This window comes from Janibacter sp. CoH_79_TC_3 (assembly GCF_058197955.1).
Window position 1 is genome coordinate 1 of record NZ_JBXWIV010000213.1, and the last position, 232, is coordinate 232.

The 232-nt window shown below is 57.8% G+C and carries 1 protein-coding gene; it reads right to left on the reverse strand.

Going from position 1 to position 232, the window contains the following annotated elements; genetic code table 11:
• Positions 1–232 (reverse strand): hypothetical protein (locus AC2FA3_RS15670; protein WP_490510409.1); only part of this gene is annotated, 232 nt, incomplete at both ends.

A 232-nucleotide genomic window follows, 5' to 3' on the forward strand; every position in this document is an offset into this window, starting at 1 on the left:
TCCCCAGCTGGTACCAGCGAGGACGATGTCGCCCACCTTCAACGTACCGTTGCTTACAAGAACCGTCGAAACATAGCCGCGTCCCTTGTCGAGCGACGACTCAATGATGGTACCTGAAGCCTTGCGGTTGGGGTTGGCCTTGAGGTCGAGCATGTCGGCCTCGAGCAGCACCTTTTCCATGAGGTCGTCGACACCGATGCCCTTCTTGGCGCTAATCTCCTGGCACTGGTAT